The organism is Arenimonas fontis (assembly GCF_008386465.1).
Classification (GTDB): Bacteria; Pseudomonadota; Gammaproteobacteria; order Xanthomonadales; family Xanthomonadaceae; genus Arenimonas; species Arenimonas fontis.
Map to the genome: position 1 here is coordinate 1 of NZ_VUOD01000027.1, position 590 is coordinate 590.

Genomic DNA, 590 nt, shown 5'->3' on the forward strand with positions numbered 1-590 from the left:
GGTTCTTCACCCAAGTCCGGGGAAGGCCGCCCGGATCTTCAGGAAGAAGTAGGCGTCGTCCCGGTAGCCGTAGGCCACCCGCTTGATGACCTTGATCTTGTTGTTGATGCCTTCGACCAGATTGGTTCCCAGCGGCCAGCGGCAGTGGGCCAGGATCCCCGACAGGTAGGGCTCGAGCCGCCGCACGAACACGCGCAGCGGCTCCAGGCCGCTGCGCAGGGCTCGTCGCTTCCAGCTCTTCCACGCTTTCCAGGCCCATGCCTCGCGCCGGTAGCGCCATAGCCCCTTCAGGTCTTCTTTCAGCAGGTAGACCGTCAACAAGGCCTTGTTGGCCGCCAGCAGCTCTTCCAGCCGCACCACCTGCTCGTCGGGCACGTTCTCCCGATTACGAAGTAGCAGCCAGCGCGATGTCTTGACCACCCGCCGGGCCGGCTTATCGGCGCGCAGCCGGTCTGCCTCGTCCACCCGGACCCGGTCGATCACCTCCCGGCCGTACTTGGCCACGACATGGAACAGGTCGTAGACGACCTCCGCGTTCGGGCAATGCGCCCGAACCTCCAGGTCGTAGGCGGAGTTCATGTCCATCGCCA

The 590-nt window shown here is 65.1% G+C and carries 1 protein-coding gene; it reads right to left on the reverse strand.

Annotated features, from left to right (window positions below; all coding sequences use genetic code 11):
• Positions 1 to 6 precede the first annotated feature (6 nt).
• Positions 7 to 590, reverse strand: a 584-nt coding sequence (locus F0415_RS12540) for a transposase (protein ID WP_149861549.1), incomplete at its 5' end; no start/stop codon positions are given.